13 protein-coding genes and 1 rRNA gene are annotated in these 16,346 nt (G+C 68.9%); 7 read left to right on the forward strand and 7 right to left on the reverse strand.

All coding sequences use genetic code 11. The annotated features are described in order from the left end of the window. Positions 1–24: 24 nt before the first annotated feature. The 4 genes from CA982_RS14440 to glgB all read left to right on the forward strand — a co-directional run bounded on the left by CA982_RS14440 (position 25) and on the right by glgB (position 7,246). Positions 25–636, forward strand: a complete 612-nt coding sequence (locus CA982_RS14440; protein WP_086535990.1) for an isochorismatase family protein — start codon at positions 25–27, stop codon at positions 634–636. 136 nt (positions 637–772) lie between these two features. Further along, positions 773–2,851, forward strand: coding sequence for an ATP-dependent DNA helicase (locus tag CA982_RS14445; protein WP_086535991.1), 2,079 nt, complete (start codon positions 773–775; stop codon positions 2,849–2,851). Positions 2,852–3,015: 164 nt separating this feature from the next. Further along, the gene (locus CA982_RS14450) at positions 3,016–5,016 is read left to right on the forward strand and encodes a maltotransferase domain-containing protein (RefSeq protein ID WP_086535992.1); all 2,001 of its coding nucleotides are present in this window, start codon (positions 3,016–3,018) and stop codon (positions 5,014–5,016) included. A gap of 7 nt (positions 5,017–5,023) precedes the next feature. Continuing rightward, positions 5,024–7,246, forward strand: a complete 2,223-nt coding sequence (gene glgB, locus CA982_RS14455; protein ID WP_086535993.1) for a 1,4-alpha-glucan branching protein GlgB — start codon at positions 5,024–5,026, stop codon at positions 7,244–7,246. Between the two features lie 29 nt (positions 7,247–7,275). On the opposite strand, the gene CA982_RS14460 is transcribed toward glgB, so the two are convergent. The 4 genes from CA982_RS14460 to CA982_RS14475 all read right to left on the reverse strand — a co-directional run bounded on the left by CA982_RS14460 (position 7,276) and on the right by CA982_RS14475 (position 11,234). Then, the gene (locus tag CA982_RS14460) at positions 7,276–8,223 is read right to left on the reverse strand and encodes a tetratricopeptide repeat protein (protein WP_086535994.1); all 948 of its coding nucleotides are present in this window, start codon (positions 8,221–8,223) and stop codon (positions 7,276–7,278) included. A 95-nt stretch (positions 8,224–8,318) separates the two neighbouring features. Then, positions 8,319–9,482 carry an MFS transporter gene (locus CA982_RS14465; RefSeq protein ID WP_208617951.1) on the reverse strand — a complete coding sequence of 388 codons (1,164 nt, stop codon included), beginning with the start codon at positions 9,480–9,482 and terminating at the stop codon, positions 8,319–8,321. 92 nt (positions 9,483–9,574) lie between these two features. Next, positions 9,575–9,970, reverse strand: a complete 396-nt coding sequence (locus tag CA982_RS14470) for a DUF3817 domain-containing protein (RefSeq protein ID WP_086535996.1) — start codon at positions 9,968–9,970, stop codon at positions 9,575–9,577. Between the two features lie 61 nt (positions 9,971–10,031). Further along, positions 10,032–11,234, reverse strand: coding sequence for an acetyl-CoA C-acetyltransferase (locus CA982_RS14475; protein ID WP_086535997.1), 1,203 nt, complete (start codon positions 11,232–11,234; stop codon positions 10,032–10,034). 85 nt (positions 11,235–11,319) lie between these two features. Here CA982_RS14475 and mce point away from each other — a divergent pair, with 85 nt between their 5' ends. Both mce and CA982_RS14485 read left to right on the forward strand, forming a co-directional pair. Continuing rightward, positions 11,320–11,790 carry a methylmalonyl-CoA epimerase gene (gene mce / locus CA982_RS14480; protein ID WP_010841717.1) on the forward strand — a complete coding sequence of 157 codons (471 nt, stop codon included), beginning with the start codon at positions 11,320–11,322 and terminating at the stop codon, positions 11,788–11,790. A gap of 152 nt (positions 11,791–11,942) precedes the next feature. Next, positions 11,943–12,911, forward strand: coding sequence for a coiled-coil domain-containing protein (locus CA982_RS14485; RefSeq protein WP_086535998.1), 969 nt, complete (start codon positions 11,943–11,945; stop codon positions 12,909–12,911). Between the two features lie 13 nt (positions 12,912–12,924). Here CA982_RS14485 and nucS read toward each other — a convergent pair whose 3' ends face one another. Together nucS and glsA are read right to left on the reverse strand one after the other, a co-directional pair. After that, positions 12,925–13,608, reverse strand: a complete 684-nt coding sequence (nucS, locus tag CA982_RS14490) for an endonuclease NucS (protein ID WP_086535999.1) — start codon at positions 13,606–13,608, stop codon at positions 12,925–12,927. Between the two features lie 46 nt (positions 13,609–13,654). Next, positions 13,655–15,088, reverse strand: coding sequence for a glutaminase A (gene glsA / locus CA982_RS14495; RefSeq protein WP_086536000.1), 1,434 nt, complete (start codon positions 15,086–15,088; stop codon positions 13,655–13,657). 87 nt (positions 15,089–15,175) lie between these two features. Here glsA and CA982_RS14500 point away from each other — a divergent pair, with 87 nt between their 5' ends. Further along, entirely contained in the window at positions 15,176–16,054 is an 879-nt protein-coding gene (locus CA982_RS14500) for a universal stress protein (RefSeq protein WP_086536001.1), read from the forward strand. A gap of 62 nt (positions 16,055–16,116) precedes the next feature. Here the strand turns inward: CA982_RS14500 and rrf are convergent. Next, positions 16,117–16,233, reverse strand: a 5S ribosomal RNA gene (gene rrf, locus CA982_RS14505). Between the last annotated feature and the right edge of the window lie 113 nt (positions 16,234–16,346).

Raw genomic sequence — 16,346 nt, forward strand, 5'->3', positions numbered from 1 at the left:
GTCCCCCGACGACAGGAGAAATGGATGAGCGCCGAACGCAGCGACGGCACCCGTCCCGCCGACGCGCTGATCGTCGTCGACGTGCAGAACGACTTCTGCGAGGGCGGCGCCCTCGGGGTCAACGGCGGCGCCGCGGTCGCACGGGCGGTCACGTCGATCCTCGACGAGTACCGGACCGTCGTCGCCACCCGCGACTATCACATCGACCCCGGGGCACACTTCTCGGACGAACCCGATTACGTCGACACCTGGCCGCCCCACTGCCGGGTCGGCACCGACGGGGTGGCGTTCCATCGCGAGTTCGACGCCGGCGCAGCGCATGAGATCTTCTCCAAGGGCGAGTACAGCGCCGCGTACTCCGGCTTCGAGGGCGCGGCGGAGGACGGCTCCACCCTCGCCGCGTGGCTGCACGAACGGAAGGTGACATCGGTCGACATCGTCGGCATCGCCACCGACCACTGCGTGCGGGCGACCGCACTCGACGCGGTGGAGGCCGGTTTCCGCACGCGAGTTCTGCTGAACTTCACCGCCGGCGTCGCGCCGGAGACGACCTCGAAGGCGCTGTCGGCGCTGCGGGAGGCAGGCGTGGAACTGGTGGGCGATCTGCTCTACGACGGGTCGTGCCGGACCGGATGACCGGGCGGCCGATTCGCGTTCTCGATCCCGACGTCGACCGAGGGAACCGACCGGCACCGCGATACGTCTGAAACAACACGCCGTACCCGTCCGCGAACTCACCGCGACCACAGCAAGGACAACCGGAACCCACCTCATGCCCAACACACCCCCGGTGACCGACCTGCTCGACGCTGCGGTCACCGCCCTCGGCGGTCGTCGACGCGACGGGCAGGTCGCCATGGCCTCCGCGGTCGCGCACGCCATCGACACCGGTGAGCACCTGGCCGTCCAGGCCGGCACCGGCACCGGCAAGTCGCTGGCCTACCTCGTGCCGGCCATCCGCCACGCCGTCGAGAGCGGCCGCACCGTCGTGGTGTCCACCGCGACGATCGCATTGCAGCGACAGCTCATCGAGCGCGATCTCCCCCGCCTGGCCAAGGCTCTGAAGAAGCCGATCGGCCGTGAGCCCACCTTCGCGATCCTCAAGGGGCGCGGAAACTACCTGTGCCTGAACAAGATCCACTCCGGCACCGCGGAGGAGCCGGACACCGAGCTCTTCGACCCGTTCGAGCTGTCGCGGACCGGCCGGGAGGTGACGCGCCTGCGGGAGTGGAGCAGCGACACCGAGACCGGTGACCGCGACGACCTGGTCCCCGGCGTGTCCGACCGGTCGTGGCGTCAGGTCAGCGTCACCGCCCGGGAGTGTCTGGGCGCGGCCAACTGCTCCTACGGCGAGGACTGCTTCGCCGAGCAGTCGCGCCGACGGTCCGGGAAGGTCGACGTCGTGGTCACCAACCACGCACTGCTGGCCATCAACGCGACGAGCCCGGCGAACGTCCTGCCCGAACACGACGTCGTCATCATCGACGAGGCCCACGAACTCGTCGACCGGATGACCTCGGTGGCCACCGACGAGCTGTCAGCCGCTACGGTGGCGCTCGTCGCCCGCCGGTGCGGAAAACTCGTCGACGAGGAGACCGCCGACGCCCTGCTCGGCGCCGGTGAACAGCTGGGCGAACTGCTCGACTCCGCGCCGATGCGCCAGTGGACCGGTCTGCCGTCCGACGCCACCGCGGTGCTGGTCATGCTCCGGGACCGACTCTGGCAGGCACGCACCGCCATCGGTCCCGTACGGATGGCCGGCGCCGACGACGGTGCGGCCGCCGCACGATCGGCCGCGCTGACCTCCCTCGAGGACATGCACGACACCGTCGTGCGGGTTCTGGGAGCGTTCGACGAGCCCGACGAGGCCAAACGACGCGACGTCGTGTGGGCGTCGCTGGACGCCTCGCGCCGCGGGGCCGAACCGCGGCCGATCCTGCACATCGCGCCGCTGTCGGTCGGTGGGCTCCTACGGGCCTCGCTGTTCGCCGACGCCACGGTCATCCTCACATCGGCCACCCTCACCATCGGCGGCTCCTTCGACGCCCTCGCCGCGACCTGGGGACTCCCCGCGTCCGGGCGCGGGACCGATCGTCCGGTGACGGACGAGGCGAACGTCTCCGACGTCACCGCGAGCGGGAAGGCGGTCCCCTCGGACTCGGGTTCGGCACGCTGGACCGGACTCGACGCCGGCTCGCCGTTCGACTATCCGCGGTCGGCGATCCTCTACGTCGCGCGCCACCTCCCCCGGCCCGACCGATCGGGCATCTCGTCGCGGACGATGGACGAGATCGCCGAACTCGTGAACTCCGCCGGGGGTCGCACCCTCGGCCTGTTCTCCTCGATGCGCGCGGCCCGCGAGGCCGCCGACGCGATCCGTGACCGCACCGACCACCCGGTGCTGTGTCAGGGCGACGACACCACCTCGACCCTGGTCCGGAGGTTCGCCGACGATCCCGCGACCTGCCTGTTCGGCACGCTGTCCCTGTGGCAGGGGGTCGACGTCCCCGGCCCGTCGCTGAGCCTGGTCCTGATCGACCGCATCCCCTTCCCACGTCCCGACGACCCGTTGCTGACAGCCCGTCAGCGCGCCGTCGACGCCCGCGGGGGCAACGGCTTCCTGTCGGTGGCGGCCAACCACGCCGCCCTGCTCCTCGCCCAAGGCGCCGGCCGGCTGCTGCGTTCGGTCGACGACCGCGGTGTCGTCGCCGTCCTCGACTCGCGGCTGGCGACGGCCGGATACGGCGGTTATCTGCTCGCGTCGTTGCCCCCGATGTGGCGCACCACCGATCCCGCGGTGGTCCGGTCGGCGCTGGCCCGGCTGACCGATCCCGCGCGTTCGGTGGGCTGACCTCGACCGACCCCGAGCGCCCCGGGGAGGACCGACACGGCGCGCGGACCATGAGAAGACAATCCCGTCCGCGGGGCACTAGGTTGGGAACCGGTGATACCAACGAAGGCGAGACCGACAGCGCACCCCGGCCAGTCACGGGAGCTGATGACAGGAGGCTCCACGTGATCGGGCGCATGGGTATCGACGACATCGCACCCCTTGTGTCAGCGGGTCAGCAGCCCGCCAAAGCCGTTGTGGGAGAGTATTTTCCGGTCAGCACCACGGCCTGGCGCGAGGGACACGACGCCCTGGGCGTCACGCTGCACGTCGAGGCGCCCCGCCGCGAGGCGTTCGACGTCCGGATGATCCCGGCCCCCGAGCCGGACACCTTCAACGGGGCCTTCGTGCCCGACGCCGTCGGATTCTGGTCGTACCGCATCGAGGCCTGGAGCGACCCCTACGCCACCTGGCGATCGGCCGTCATCAAGAAGCTCGACGCCGGACAGGGCGCCGCCGACCTCGCCAACGACATCGAGACCGGCGCGCGAGTGCTCGACACCGCCGCCGGACTCGTCTCCGGCGAGGACCGCGAACTGCTGCTCGACGCCGCCCGTCAGCTCCGGGCGCGCCGCCGCCGCGTCGAGAACCGGGTGGGTCTGGCGATCTCCGACGAGGTGGTCGAACTCCTGACCGCGCACCCCGTGCGCGAACTCGTCACCAAGAGCCGCACCTACCGGGTATGGGTGGACCGCACCCGGGCCCTGTTCGGCTCGTGGTACGAGCTCTTCCCGCGTTCCACCGGCGGCTGGGACGGCGAGGGCAAGCCCGTCCACGGCACGTTCCTCACCGCCGCCCAGGACCTGCCCCGCGTGGCCGACATGGGGTTCGACGTCGTCTATCTGCCGCCGATCCACCCGATCGGCGAGGTCAACCGCAAGGGTCCCAACAACACCCTCGTCGCGGGCCCCGACGACGTCGGTTCGCCATGGGCCATCGGGTCCGCGGACGGTGGTCACGACGCGATCCATCCCCTCCTCGGCAGCGAAGAGGACTTCGAATACTTCGTCGGCCGGGCCCGGGAACTGGGCCTGGAGGTCGCGCTCGATCTGGCTCTGCAGTGCGCGCCGGATCATCCGTGGGCGATCGAACACCCGGAGTGGTTCACCACCCAGCCCGACGGCACCATCGCCTTCGCGGAGAACCCGCCGAAGAAGTACCAGGACATCTACCCGCTGAACTTCGACAACGACCGCAACGGCATCTACCGCGCGGTGCTGAAGGTCGTCCTGCACTGGGTCGGGCTCGGCGTCGACATCTTCCGCGTCGACAACCCCCACACCAAACCGCCGAACTTCTGGGAATGGCTCATCAGCGAGGTCAAGAAGCGGCACCCGGACGTCCTGTTCCTGTCCGAGTCGTTCACCCGGCCGGCGCGGCTCTACGGCCTCGCACGCCTCGGCTTCACCCAGAGCTACACCTACTTCACCTGGAAGACGCTGAAGTGGGAGCTGGAACAGTTCGGCCGGGAGATCGCCGACCACGCCGACGAGGCCCGTCCGAATCTGTTCGTCAACACCCCCGACATCCTGCACGCGAGCCTGCAGCACGGCGGACCGGGCATGTTCGCCCTGCGCGCTGCCCTGGCGGCCACCCTCGCCCCGACGTGGGGCGTGTACAGCGGCTACGAACTCTACGAGCACGTCGCCGTCACCGAGGGCAGCGAGGAGTACCTCAACTCGGAGAAGTACGAGCTCCGACCCCGGGACTACAAGGCGGCCGCGAGTCGCGGCGAGTCGCTCGAACCGTGGATCACCTCGCTCAACGAGATTCGCCGACGCCACCCGGCGCTGCAGCAACTGCGCAACATCCACTTCCACCACGTCGACAACCCGTCGCTCATCGCCTACTCGAAGATCGATCCGGTTTCGGGCGACCGCGTCGTCGTGATCATCAACCTGAACCCGTTCGGCGCGGAGGCCTCCACGGTCTGGCTCGACCTGCCGAAGCTCGGTTTCGAGTGGTACGACCACTTCTCCGTCCGCGACGAGGTCTCCGGCGAGGAGTACTGGTGGGGCCAGGACAACTACGTCCGCCTCGAGCCGTGGCGGGCGGTGGCGCACATCCTCGCCCTGCCGCCCCTCGACCCCGCTGTCGCACAACAACTCGCCCTTCGGATCCAGTGAGGTATTCGTGACCGATCGACCTGATCCGCCGGAACTGCCGGACCCGAACGCGACCGACCACGACCTCCGCCGGCTGGCCGCGCAGACCCACCCCGACCCGCACGCGTTCCTCGGTGCCCACGATGCGCCGGGCGGCACCACCATCCTGCGTACATTGCGCCCGAACGCGATCTCGGTCTCCGCGGTCATCGGCGGGGTCGATCACCCGATGACCCGCCAGACCGACGACCTCTGGGTGGTCACCGTTCCGATGGCCGACCTGATGGACTACCGGTATCGCGTCGTCTACCCCGACTCCGCCGGCGACACCGCAGAATTCGTCGTCGCCGACGGTTATCGTTTCCTGCCGAGCCTCGGCGAGGTCGACATCCACCTGTTCAGCGAGGGGCGCCACGAGTCACTGTGGAACGCTCTCGGCGCTCGCGTGACGTCGTACACGACCACCGACGGCGAGGTGGCGGGCACCGCCTTCTCCGTGTGGGCACCGAATGCCCACGGCGTCACCGTGATCGGCGACTTCGACGACTGGACCGGACGGGTCGCGCCCATGCGCAAGGTCGGGGTCAGCGGCGTGTGGGAGGTCTTCGTCCCCGACGTCGGCGACGGCACCCACTACAAGTTCCGCGTCCACGGCGCCGACGGCGTCATCCGCGACAAGGCCGATCCCATGGCCTTCCGCACCAGCACCCCGCCGGCGACGGCGTCACGGGTGACCGTCTCCGAGCACGTGTGGTCCGACGACGCCTGGATCGCTCGCCGGGAGCGATCGGCACCCGAGCGCGAGCCGATGAGCGTCTACGAGGTCCACCTCGCGTCGTGGCGTCAGGGCCTCGGTTATCGCGAACTCGCGCACGAACTGGCCGAGTACGCCGTCGAGAAGGGGTTCACCCACGTCGAGTTCCTACCCGTCGCCGAGCATCCGTTCGGCGGCTCGTGGGGTTATCAGGTCACGTCCTACTACGCCCCGACGGCACGCTTCGGGACGCCCGACGACTTCCGCTATCTCGTCGACCATCTCCACTCGCGGGACATCGCCGTCATCGTCGACTGGGTGCCGGCCCACTTCCCCAAGGACGACTGGGCGCTGGCCCGTTTCGACGGCACCCCGCTGTACGAGCACGCCGATCCGATGCGCGGCGAGCAGCTCGACTGGGGCACCTACGTCTTCGACTTCGGCCGGCACGAGGTGCGCAACTTCCTCGTCGCGAACGCGCTGTTCTGGTTCAGCGAATTCCACATCGACGGTCTACGCGTCGACGCCGTCGCCTCGATGCTGTACTTGGACTACTCGCGCCCCGCCGGGCAGTGGCGCCCCAACGTCCACGGCGGCCGCGAGAACCTGGAGGCGGTGCAGTTCCTCCAGGAGACCAATGCGACCGTCCACAAGCACTTTCCGGGCGTGATCACGGTCGCCGAGGAGTCGACCGCCTGGCCGGGCGTGACCCGCATGACCGACCTCGGCGGGCTGGGCTTCAGCTTCAAATGGAACATGGGCTGGATGCACGACACCCTCGACTATCTGTCACGCGATCAGATCCACCGCAGCTTCCACCACCACGAGATCACCTTCTCGCTGGTGTACGCGTGGAGCGAGAACTTCGTGCTTCCCCTCTCCCACGACGAGGTGGTGCACGGCAAGGGCACGCTGTGGACGCGGATGCCGGGCGACTCGTTCGCCAAGGCCGCGGGTGTGCGCGTGTACCTGGCCTACATGTGGTCGCACCCGGGCAAACAATTGCTGTTCATGGGACAGGAGTTCGGGCAGACCGGCGAGTGGGCCGACAATCGGAGCCTGGACTGGCATCAGCTGGAGGGCTGGGAGGGCGAACTGCATTCCGGTATCTCGGCTCTCGTCACCGATCTGAACCGGATCTACCGCTCGCACCCCGCGCTGTACACCCAGGACATCGACCCGCTCGGCTACGAATGGATCGACGCCAACGACACCGCCAACAACGTGATCAGCTTCCTGCGGTACGGCACCGACGGCTCGGTTGTCGCCTGCCTGTTCAACCTCAGTGGTTCCGACCGCGCCGACTATCAGGTCGGGCTGCCGTCGGCGGGCGTCTGGGACGAGATCCTCAACACCGATGGCGACGCCTACAGCGGCGCCGGACGCGGCAACATGGGGTCGGTCACGGCGGACGGGCCGTCGTATCACGGACGTCCCGTGTCGGCTCGGGTCATGCTGCCCGCCAACTCGGCGATCTGGCTGGTGCCACGGGACTAGTTCCGCGGCAGATGGCCTCAGCCCGTCCGTCAGTAGAGCGCGCTGGCGAGCTTGCGACGGGCGCTCACGACGAACTGCTCGGCGGGATCGAACAGTTCGAACAGCTCGAGCAGTCGCGTGCGCGCACGGGTGCGCTCCTCGCCCGCGGTCACCCGGACGACGTCGATGATGCGATCGAAAGCGGCTTCGGGTTGCTGCGACAGCAGCAGGACATCCGCGGCCGCCAGTTGCGCGTCGACGTCACGCGGGGACGCCGTCTCCACGATCGCGGGATCGTGCGCCTGCGCGCGCAGGATGAACTCGAGATTCCGCGCGGCGGATGCCGCTTCGAGATTCTCCGGTTCGGCCTCGGCGATGGCCCGGTAGTCCGCGAGGGCGCCGTCGAAGTCGCCGTCGTTCAGCTTCGCCTCGGCCGCGAGCAACCTCGGGTCCTCGGGCTCGGGTTCGGGTGCGGGACCGTCCGGCACGCCCGGCAGGACATCGCCGACCTGGGCGAAGATGTCGTCGATCCACTGGGTGATCTCGGCTTCGGAGCGCACACCGTTGAAGGCGGTCACCGGTTGCCCCTGCACGATCGCGACGACCATGGGGATCGACTGCACCCGGAACGCCTGGGCGATACGCGGATTCGCATCGACGTCGACCTTGGCGAGTACCCAGCGCCCGCCCGACTCGCCGGCCAGACGTTCCAGGACCGGCGACAGCTGCTTACACGGACCGCACCATTCCGCCCACAGGTCGATGACCACGAGCTGCTGCATCGACCGGTTGAGCACCTCGGCCTCGAACGTCTCCTCGGTGACGTCGAGGACCGCTCCCGGCGCCGGTCCCGCACCGGCAACCGGCGGCTGCCCGGCGGGAGCGGGTGTCTGACCGGGCTGGGCGGCGGTCTGTGACTGTGCCCGTTGTGCCTGCGCGCGTTCGGCTTCGGCGCGCTCCTTGAGTCCGCCGAGATCCACCGCGCCGGACATGGCCATGGCTGCTGCCGCCTGCTGTCGGGCCGCGGCGGCGGCCTGCTGACGATTGGTTGGTCGCGTCACCCCTCCAGTGTGTCACGACCCGCGGCGCGGAATCAGGTGGCGTCGGACGAACGGGCCCCCTCGCCGAGGTGACCGCGCGGTGCGGGCACCCGGGCGCCCTGGGGACGAACGACGGGCGCGAGTGCAACCGCCAGGACGAGTGCCACCACTGCGGCGAGCAGTCCGGTGTTCAGCGAGGTCCGGCTGCTGATGAAGCCGACGACCGCGGGCCCGGCGAGCATGCCGAGGTACCCGCATCCGACGACCGCGGAGATCGTCCGGCCACTCGACTCACCCGACAGATTGCCCGCCGCGGTGAAGATCTGCGGGATCAGGCCCGCCAGGCCGAGTCCGAACACGCCCCACCCCACGATCGCGAGCCCCGGTACCGGCGAGAGCACGGCGATCAGGATGCCGGCGGTGCCGAGCAGACCGCCGTAGCGGACGACCGCGACCGGCCCCACCGACCCGACCACGGGATCGATCACGAACCGCGCGACGGTCATCGTCGCGCTGAATGCGCCGAAGGCGATGGCGCCGACGGCTTCGGCGGACCCGAACGTCTCGACCACGTGCAGTGCACTCCAGTCGTAGGCGGTGCCCTCGGCCAGCATCAGCGCGAAGGCGACCACTGCCAGCAGCACCAGGCGGCGCCGGTCCACGGTGCGCCACCACTTCGTGGACGCGGTGTCCGCGACGTCCACTCCGCGAGCGCTCGCATCGGTGCCGACCTCGCGGCCGGCCAGTCCGCGAGCGCTCCACGCGACGACGCCGACCCCGGTCATTGCCGCACAGGCCACCGTGAGGATCACCCCGACGTCGGCCCACAGCGTCGCTGCCACCACCCCGGAACCCACCAGGCTGCCCGCGGAGAAGAAGCCGTGGAACGACGACATGATCGGACGACGGTAGGCACGTTCGACCACGACTGCCTGCGCATTCATCGACACGTCCAGGCAACCGTTGGCGAAGCCGAAGGCGACGAGCGCGGCGGCGAGGGTCAGCGCGTCGACGGCGAGCACCGGCGTGATGATCACCGCCGACAACAACAGAGCGGCCCCGATGGTCACCGGGCGAGAACCCCGACGGTCGATCAGACGTCCGCAGACCTGCATGCCCACGAACGCCGAGGCACCGAGCAGGAGGAGCAGGCCGCCGAGCTGGTCATGGTCGACCTCGGTGCGCGCGCTGATGACCGGGATGTGCGCCACCCACATCGCCGCGAGGAATCCGTTGAGCGCAAAGATCGCCCCGACGCTTCGGCGCGAACGGCGAAGCGTCGGGGCGATCGATGACGGGGTCGGGGCGGTCAGGCCGTGGCCTGCCTGGGTGCGCGGTCGGTGGACAGCTCGGCGAGATGACCGTTACGGCGCGCCCACCATTCGAACACGATCGTGCCGAACGGCGGCAGGCTCGACACCAGCGCGAGCAGGGTCACGATCGGGATCCCGATCCGGCGCGACCCGACCGGCAGCTCCCACTTCACGGCGTTCCACTTGAGCTGGACTGCCGTGACGAGGGCCACGACCACGAAGAGCACGAAGACGATCCCGTGGATCATTCCCGGCTTGGCGATCGCCTCGTCGTCGTCGTTGACCCGCTTGACGACCATGGCGACCAGCAGGATCGCCCAGGTGATCGCCTCGGCGACGGCGACGAACCGGAAGCGCTTGGCGGGTGTGGTCAGGTCGAAGAATGACAGCATGGCCCTCATTGTGCCGAATCGGACAGCAAACTACTACAAGATGTCGTAGAGGTCTCGTTCCTCACGCCTTGGGAACCCGGATGATCAGGGCATCGCCCTGGCCGCCGGCACCGCAGAGCGCAGCCGCGCCGACGCCACCGCCGCGTCGCTTCAGCTCGAGCGCCACATGCAGCGCGATCCGTGCACCGGAGGTGCCGATCGGGTGTCCGACGGCGATCGCGCCACCGTTGACGTTGACGATCTCGGGGTCGATGCCGAGCTGCTGCGTGGAGGACAGGCCCACTGCGGCGAAGGCCTCGTTGATCTCGATGAGGTCGAGATCCGCGGGTGCGATGCCCTCGCGATCACAGGCCTTGACGATCGCGTTCGCCGGCTGCGCCTGCAGGCTCGAGTCCGGTCCGGCGACGACACCGTGGGCGCCGATCTCCGCCAGCCAGGACACCCCGAGCTCCTCGGCCTTGGCCTTGCTCATGACCACGACGGCCGCCGCTCCGTCAGAGATCTGCGACGAGTTGCCCGCGGTGATCGTGCCGTCCTTGCGGAAGGCCGGACGCAGGCCCGACAGCGACTCGGTGGTCGTGTTGGCCCGGATGCCCTCGTCCTCGGCGAACTCGATCGGGTCGCCCTTGCGCTGCGGGATGGATACCGGGACGACCTCGTCGTCGAAGACGCCGTTCTTCCACGCGGCGGCGGCGAGCCGGTGGCTGCGCGCGGCGAACTCGTCCTGCTGCTCACGGGTGAAGCCGTCGGCGTCGTTGCCCTGCTCGGTCAGCGCCCCCATCGGCTGATCGGTGAAGGCGTCGAACAGCCCGTCGAAGGCCATGTGGTCGACGAGTTCGGTGTTGCCGTACTTGAAGCCACCGCGGCTGTTGGGCAGGAGGTGCGGTGCCTGGGTCATCGACTCCTGGCCACCGGCGACGACGACGTCGAACTCCCCGGCCCGGATGAGCTGATCGGCAAGCGCGATCGCGTCGATGCCCGACAGGCACATCTTGTTGATGGTCAGGGTCGGGACGTCCCAGCCGATGCCGGCCTTGATCGCAGCCTGACGAGCAGGCATCTGACCGGCCCCCGCGGTCAGCACCTGGCCCATGATCACGTACTGGACCTCCGAGGCGGGCACGCCGGACCGCTCCAATGCGCCCTTGATGGCGACGGCACCGAGGTCCACCCCGCTGAAGTCCTTCAGCGAGCCCAGCAGGCGGCCGAAAGGCGTGCGTGCACCGGCGACGATGACCGTTGTCGTGTCGGCAGTCGAAGTCATGAAGAAAACCTCCGGGGTGTCGAGAAAAGGGGGCCAACCGAGCGCCCGCTCTGTGCGCTCAACATCTCAACGCTACCGTTGTCCCATGTCTTCCTCTGCAACGGACCCCAGCACCACGGCACTCATCTCCGACCTGATCGTCGCCATCGATCACGTGGGCATCGCCGTCCCCGATCTCGACGCCGCCAAGGAGTGGTACGCCACGCACCTCGGGTTCGAGACCCTGCACCAGGAGACCAACGCCGAGCAGGGTGTCGAGGAGGCCATGGTCGGACCGGCCGGCGGCACCGGCGCGGTGATCCAGTTGCTCGCGCCGCTCGACGAGTCGTCGACCATCGCCAAGTTCATCGACCGCAACGGCCCGGGCCTCCAGCAGCTCGCCGTGCGGGTCACCGACGTCGACGCGGTCACGGCCCGGCTCACCGAAGCCGGCGTCCGGGTCCTCTACCCGGCCGCCAAGCGGGGCACCGCGGACTCGCGGATCAACTTCGTCCACCCCAAGGACGCCGGCGGCGTCCTGCTCGAACTCGTGGAGCCCGCCGCCACCGCGCACTGATCCGCCGCGACGGCCGAAAACCGTTGCACCGCTGACCGACTCAGCGTGCCGAGCCGGCCGGTCCCTTCCGCGGACCGGCCGGCTCGGCACCTCTGCGCACGGCGTCGCCGACGCCGAGGAGATACCGCGCGCTCTCCGATACACTGGCCGCCATGCCAGGTCCCGCACGGCAATTGCCCTTCGCGATCGTGATGCGCGGTTATGACCGTGAGCAGGTCGCCGACCACCTCCAGCGGCTCGACGCCGATCTGCGCGTCCTCGCCGCGGATCGCGACGCGGCCACCGCCAACGCACACGAGCTCGCCGCGCATCTCGAGGACGCCCGCGACGAGATCGCCGAACTCCGTCGCGAGGTCGACAAGCTCTCGGTCCCGCCGACGACCGCGCAGGGCATGAGCGAGCGCCTGTCCCGGATGTTGCAGCTCGCGTCCGACGAGGCGTCGGAGATGCGCGCCGAGGCCTCGGCCGAGGCGGCCGAGACGCTGTCCATCGCCCGTCAGGAGGCCGCCGACATGCGGTCGTCCGCGGCGACCGACGCCGAGCGCGTCCGGGGTGAGGCCCGCACAGCCGCGAAGAAGCTCGTCGACGAGGCCGCCGCCCGCGCACGGCAGGTCAAGGAGACCGCGGCCGCCAACGAGTCGGAGTCCGCACGCCTGATCGCCGAGCGTTCCGCCGCGATGGAGGCCGAACACACCAAGACGATGCAGGCCGCCAAGGACGAGGCCCGTCGCCTCGTGGAGAAGGCCAGAGCCGACGTCGCCGAGCTGGAGGCGGTCAGCGCCGCCGAGCGCCGGGCCGAGCGGGAACGCCACGATGCCGAACTGGCCGATCAGCGCGAGCGCGCACTGGACGAGGCGGCACACATCCGGCAGACCGCACTCGACATCGCGACGGAGCGACTCGACCGGTCACGCGAACTCGCCCAGGCCGCCGATCGCACCCGACAGGACATCGCCGCGAATCTCGGTGTTCTCCGCGAGAAGCTGGCCGAACTCCCGGAGCTGCTTGCCCAGCCCGACGACTCCGAGTACTCCGTACTGTCCGACTCCGACGACCTCGAGCTCCTCAACCGCAAACTGTCACCCGAGGCGCGGTCGCCGGAGGCACGCTCCAACGCCTGACCCGGCGCGGGGTCTAGAAGAGCCGGAACTCCGTACTCTCCGCGCCGCGCAACTCGTCGTAATCCAGGACCACACACCGGATTCCGCGGTCCTCGGCGAGCGTCCGGGCCTGCGGCTTGATCTGCTGGGCGGCGAAGACCCCGGCCACCGGGGCGAGCGTGGTGTCGCGATTGAGCAACTCGAGGTACCGCGTCAGCTGCTCGACGCCGTCGATCTCACCGCGCCGCTTGATCTCGACCGCCACCGTGGCGCCCGACGCGTCCCGGCACAGCAGATCCACCGGCCCGATCGCGGTCATGTACTCGCGGCGGATGAGGGTGTGACCCGGGCCCAGCGTCTCGACGTGCTCGGCGAGCAGTTCCTGCAGATGCGCCTCGACGCCGTCCTTGACGAGACCGGGATCGACGCCGAGCTCGTGCTGCGAGTCGTGCTCGATCGAGGCGATCGTGATCCGGAGTTCTTCGCCGGCCTTGTTGGTGACGACCCAGTAGGCCTGCGCCTCCATGCCGGCGGGAACCTGCGCCTCGGTGAGCCAGCACGGCGGACTCATCCAGTTCAGCGGCTTGTAGGCGCGGTCGTCGGCGTGCACGCTGACCGATCCGTCCGACTTGATCAGCAGCAACCGTCGAGCCATGGGCAGATGAGCGGTCAGCCGCCCGACGTAATCGACCTGACATTCCGCGATGACGAGACGCACGCCCCCACCCTAGTGGTGTGTGCCGGAACCCGGCGGCGCGACCCGCTCACTCGTCGTAGTAGTGCTTCAGCAGAAATGTCTCGGCGTCGATGACCGCATCGTCCATCGTCGAGTGCACGTGGGGAAGCGACGGTTCGAAGCCCCGAAGTTCCGGTGGCGCACCGAGATCGGGGACCGCGGCATCGTCGCGGTGACGATCGACACTGGCCCGGACGACGCCGTCCGGGTCGACGAGCGCGGCGCGGCGGCCGCTGTCGTCCAGCAGCCGTTTGATGCTCAGCACCATGGTGCGGGCGACGGCGTCGATCACGCCGATCCGCGAGATCTCGACGATGACCACGGTGTAGGCGTCGATGTCGGCCTCGAGCCGTCGCTGTACGCTCTCGGCGCCCGCGAACGTCAGGTCACCCTGCAGTTCGTACACCCGGATCTTGTCGCGGCAGGTCCGCAGATAGCTGCGCTCCTGCTCGCCCCACTCGGCGCTGACGGGCGTATCGGCAAGGTCGTACACCGAACGGATCGTCACCCGGCTCTCTCGGGTCACGTTGAACATGTGCAGTCCCAGATCCGTGGACAGGTGCCGGCACACCTCCACCCCGCGGACGCTGTTGCCGTGCTCGTCGAGTCGCGGCGAATACACCCCGATCCCGAGCTGTCCCGGGAGAACCGCAAGAATGCCGCCTCCGACACCGCTCTTGGCCGGCAGGCCAACGGAGGTGACCCAGTCCCCCGCGCCGTCGTACATCCCGCACGTGGTCATCACGCTCAGCAACCGCTGCGCGGTCTCGTTGGAGAACACCGTCCGGCCCGTACGGGGATTCATGCCGCCGTTCGCGATCGTGGCGCCGATCCCGGCGAGGTCATCGGTCGTCACCCGGATCGAACACTGCCGGTAGTACAGATCAAGGGCGGCATCGGGACTGGTCTCCAGGGCGCCGAAGCTGTCGAGCATGTAGGCGATGGCCCGGTTGCGCGAGCCGGTCGCGGCCTCCGACGCGTACACCTCCTCGTCCATGACGAGATGCCGGCCGGCGCATCCCGAGTAGAACTCGAGCACCTCGCGGAAGGCCGCGTCCACAGCCGCCGCGTCGACGTCCCGCGTCGGCGGGAGGAGCATCGACGCGGCGAAGATGGCCCCGGCGTTGATCATCGGGTTCTTCGGCCGCCGACGGTCGTCGACACTGATCTCGTTGAACGCCTCGCCGGAGGGTTCCACGCCGATCTTCGCATCGACCGCCGCGGCGCCGTGCTTCTTCAGGATCATCGCGTACGTGAGGGGTTTCGACACCGACTGGATCGTGAAGGCCGTCGCGGAATCACCGTGCGAGTAGGTGTGGCCGTCGTGCACGCACAGCGACAGTCCGTACCCCTCGGGGTCCACGGCGGCGAGTTCCGGGATGTAATCGGCGACGTGCCCGGACCGATCCGAGTGGCATTCGTCCATGATGTGGCTGAGGTATCCGTCGACCAGGGATCGCATGCCTCCATCTAAGCGTGTCCCCCGACGTCCCGTCGGAGATGACTAGGCTGGCGACGGGGAATCGAGACACCGACGCTGGGAGTACCGATGAAGTTGCTCGTCGCCTACATCGCCACCTCGGGAGGCGACGACGCGGTCGCCCTGGGTGCCTGCCTCGCGCGCACCTTCGACGCCGAACTCGAGCTGTGTATCGTCATCCCGCCGGAGCCCGAGGGCGCCGACCCGAACGAACAGGTGTCGGTGGAACGGCTCTCGGAAGCCCTGGACAGCGCTGCCCGACGCTGGCTCGACGCGGCCGCAGCCAAACTCCCGGACGACATCGAAACCACCACGACGATCGCCGAGCACGCCAATCCCGGCGAGGGTCTCATCGTGCAGGCCCGACGGACCTCCGCGGACATGCTGGTGATCGGTGGTGCCGGCGGCGGTATCCGCGGGCGCCACACGCTCGGGACCGTCGTCAACGACATCCTGCACTCGGCACCGATCCCGGTCGCGGTGGCACCACCGGGCTTCGCCCACCTCGGCGCCGACGAGGTCCGGGAGATCTCGGTCGCGATCGGCAGCCGCCCCGGGACCCAGCTGCTGTTCCAGACGGCGCTTCGCAGCGGTGTCCGTGCCCAACGGCCGATCCGCCTGATCTCGCTGGTGGCCGTCGACGACGTGCAACCGTGGCGCACCGAACCCGAGGAGCGAGCACTCGACTCCGCTCGGGAACACGCACGACGCAGCCTCGAGGCGGCCAGAGAGCAGCTGCCACAGGACTTTCCGGTCAGTTCCGCGGTGGCCCAGGGCTCGACGATCGAAGAAGCGGTCGGTTCGCTGGACTGGCAGGATGGTGACGTCGTGATGGTGGGGTCGAGCCGGCTCGCGGCGCCCAACACCCTGTTCCTCGGAACAACCGCGGCCAAGATCCTGCGCGCGGTGTCCGTACCGATGATCGTCGTGCCCAAGGGCACCGAGTGAGAGTTGATGGGGGTATGAGAAATGCCCCGCAACCTGGGGTTGCGGGGCATTTCTGAAATTGTGTTCGGCGGTGTCCTACTCTCCCACACTGATTAGGGTGCAGTACCATTGGCGCTGGAGGGCTTAGCTTCCGGGTTCGGAATGGGGCCGGGCGTTTCCCCTCCGCTATAGCCGCCGTAACTTTATGAAACAACCACCACACACAACAGGTTGTCTGTTTATTGTGTGTTGTTTCAGAAGTACATAGTGGATGCGAACACCAACCGACAATCTCTGACGAGTTGTGGTGATG

Origin of the sequence: Gordonia lacunae, from assembly GCF_002149015.1 — a bacterium.
Classification (GTDB): Bacteria; Actinomycetota; Actinomycetes; order Mycobacteriales; family Mycobacteriaceae; genus Gordonia; species Gordonia lacunae.